Source organism: Aquificaceae bacterium, assembly GCA_037722135.1.
Taxonomy (GTDB): Bacteria; Aquificota; Aquificia; order Aquificales; family Aquificaceae; genus Pampinifervens; species Pampinifervens sericum.
Window position 1 is genome coordinate 1 of record JBBKAW010000014.1, and the last position, 2,682, is coordinate 2,682.

Below are 2,682 nucleotides of genomic sequence, written 5' to 3' on the forward strand. Positions count from 1 at the left end.
AAAGGAACTCCCTAAGCACTTCGTCCTTTTCTATCTCAAAGGGTGCTCCAAGGAAATGGTGGCTAATACCTAAAAAACTGTCAGGTTTTACCTTTACGGTGAGCCTTATGGGATTGAGGCTTTCTATTAGCTTTTCTCTTTCCAGAGCATACTCAAGCCCAAACATGAGCATGGCATCGGTAATAAGATGTTTAGAGGACAAGGACACAAACTGTCTAAAACCACTTTCTCTAAAGTCAAGTTTTAGGTTGTCTTTTACCGTTTCTACCCAATGTGGGTGAGGGTTTTCCAAAAGCCAGAATATTTTCCAAGGATAAAAGCTGTTTCCCTCCTGACTTCCCCAAAGCATACTGACAAGAGGCATTGTTATAAATATAGGCTGGGTTTATATTTTATGGCATGTTTGGAGTGCTTAGAAAAAAACCTATAGACAAGCTTGTGGAAGTTCTCGGAAAGGAAAAGGTAAACACCTCTCTTGTGGAGAGAAAACTCTACTCTTACGATGCAACTCCCATACCTATTGAGAGGGCTCTTCCCTCTGCTGTAGTTTTCCCAGAAAGTCATGAAGATGTGGTAAAGCTGGTAAAGGTTTGCTACGAAGAGGATATACCTATATTTCCAAGGGGTGCTGGCTCTGGTCTAACTGGTGGTGCTGTGCCTACTTCAGAAAGGGGTGTGGTAGTTTCCTTTGAGAGGATGAACCGTTTTGAGGTAAACGTAGACAATGCCACTGCAGAGGTCCAACCCGGGGTAATAACCGCTCACTTTCAGGAGTATGTGGAGAAACTTGGACTCTTTTATCCACCAGACCCCTCCTCCTTTAAGTATTCCACCATTGGGGGCAACATTGCAGAAAATGCAGGCGGTCCAAGATGTCTAAAGTATGGGGTCACTCGTGAGTATGTGCTTGGACTTACTGCGGTCATTAAGGATGGACAGACCATAAAGACAGGCAACCCTGTTATAAAGGATGTGGCAGGCTACGACATTACAAAGCTCCTTGTAGGCTCAGAAGGGACCTTAGGTCTTATTACTTCCGCAACCCTCAAGCTCATACCAAAGCCAAAGGCGAGGGCAACTGCGCTGGCTCTCTTTAACAGGCTTGAGGATGTGGGTAAAGCGGTTACAAAGATATTCACCTCAGGCATATTTCCCTCCGCCCTTGAGTTTATGGATGAGGACGCCATAAGAGCTGTGGAAGACTACAAGCCAGTGGGTCTGCCAAGGGTATCCGCCCTGCTCCTTATAGAAGTAGATGGTTCACCCTCAAGCGTCCAAGAAGACATAAGAGATATAAAAAACCTTCTTGAACCTATGGGAGTTGAAGTGAAAACCGCACAAAGCAAAGAAGAGGAAGAAAAACTATGGAGTGCCAGAAAGAACCTCGGTCCAGCTTTGGGAAATCTCAAAACAGGTAAGATAAACGAAGACATAGTAATACCAAGGATATACCTCTCAGAAGCCATACCAGAGTTCAGAAAAGTAGCAAAGAAGTATGACCTTATGATGGTCATATTTGGTCATATAGGCGATGGAAACTTGCATGTGAACCTTCTCTATGATAAGGCAAACAGGGAAGAGGAAGAAAGAGCAGAAAGGGCTGTGGATGAGGTGTTTGAAATAGCTCTCAAATACAATGGCTCTATAACTGGAGAGCATGGTGTGGGTCTTACAAAGAAAAAGTTTCTCCAGTGGCAGTTTGGACCAGCAGGGTATGAACTCCTTAGGGGAATAAAACTCCTCTTTGACCCTAAGAACCTCTTCAACCCTGGCAAGGTGGTGGAGATGTTGATATGAAAAAGATACTTTACTCTTTTTATGAAGAAATATTTAGACGAGAAATAACCTCTAATGCCCTGCGGAATATTTCTTTATCTCCCTTATACTTGAGTAGCTTTTCCACCTCTTTGAGCGGGAAAAACTCTGCATCTTTTACTTCCCACGAGGGCTTAAGCTCTCCATGAATATAATTCATGAGATAATAAACAACCTTCTTCCTTATCTTTTCTCCTTCCCTCACATACCAGTAGCTTATCTCACCAAGCTCAGAAACTATGTTTCCCTTTACTCCTGTCTCTTCGTAAACTTCCCTAACCGCTGCCTCCTCTGGTTTTTCTCCCCTCTCCACAAGACCTTTTGGAAAGGTCCATATGCCAGAAGGGTTCTTTATAAGCAATACCTTTCCATCCTTTATTAGCACACCCCCTGCTGAAAACTCTTCCTTCATGGTAGAACCTCCACCTTGCCCTTTGCCAGAACCCTTCCCCTCAATATTTTATCCTCTCTTCTTATGCGTATTATCTTTCCCGCTGTGCCAGAGTCCACTGCCACCGCTTGAAAGCTCAACTCAATGGAACCGCTTTTGTATACTGCTTCAACTAAATCACCACTTTTCACAATAGACACCTCTTTGAGAAGAGACCTTCTTAGCATAGTCCCCCTCGCTATACGCGTTGACGCTATGTATTTTTCAAAGTCTTCTGGGCTTAGCCTTAGGTCTGATGGAATGGTTTTCATATACCTTTCTTCTACCCTAAACTGTTCAGGTCTGATGGAACTTCCCTTTGGTATGTCCTCAAGAGCTATAAAGACCTTTGCCTTCCACAAAGCATTTACAATAGCTTGATACCTCTCCTTGCCAGAATAGAGATAAGCAACCGCTCTGCTTTTGCCATATTCCAT

General features: G+C 43.7%; 4 protein-coding genes. 1 reads left to right on the forward strand and 3 read right to left on the reverse strand.

Annotated elements, in window-relative coordinates; genetic code table 11:
- Positions 1-364, reverse strand: a 364-nt coding sequence (locus tag WKI49_01050; protein ID MEJ7621087.1) for a hypothetical protein, incomplete at its 3' end; no start/stop codon positions are given.
- Between the two features lie 35 nt (positions 365-399).
- Between WKI49_01050 and WKI49_01055 the strand changes: the two genes are divergently transcribed.
- Positions 400-1,797, forward strand: coding sequence for an FAD-linked oxidase C-terminal domain-containing protein (locus tag WKI49_01055; GenBank protein ID MEJ7621088.1), 1,398 nt, complete (start codon positions 400-402; stop codon positions 1,795-1,797).
- Positions 1,798-1,816: 19 nt separating this feature from the next.
- Here WKI49_01055 and WKI49_01060 read toward each other — a convergent pair whose 3' ends face one another.
- Positions 1,817-2,227: an NUDIX hydrolase gene (locus WKI49_01060; GenBank protein MEJ7621089.1), complete on the reverse strand. Its 411-nt coding sequence runs from the start codon at positions 2,225-2,227 to the stop codon at positions 1,817-1,819.
- Positions 2,224-2,682 (reverse strand): flagellar basal body P-ring formation chaperone FlgA (gene flgA, locus WKI49_01065; GenBank protein MEJ7621090.1); only part of this gene is annotated, 459 nt, incomplete at its 5' end. The genes WKI49_01060 and flgA, both read right to left, overlap by 4 nt.

Bases quoted from the DNA above. Each gene is read 5' to 3' on its own strand.
- WKI49_01055 (MEJ7621088.1), top strand. From the start codon at position 400: ATGTTTGGAGTGCTTAGAAAAAAACCTATAGACAAGCTTGTGGAAGTT.
- WKI49_01060 (MEJ7621089.1), bottom strand. From the start codon at position 2,227: ATGAAGGAAGAGTTTTCAGCAGGGGGTGTGCTAATAAAGGATGGAAAG.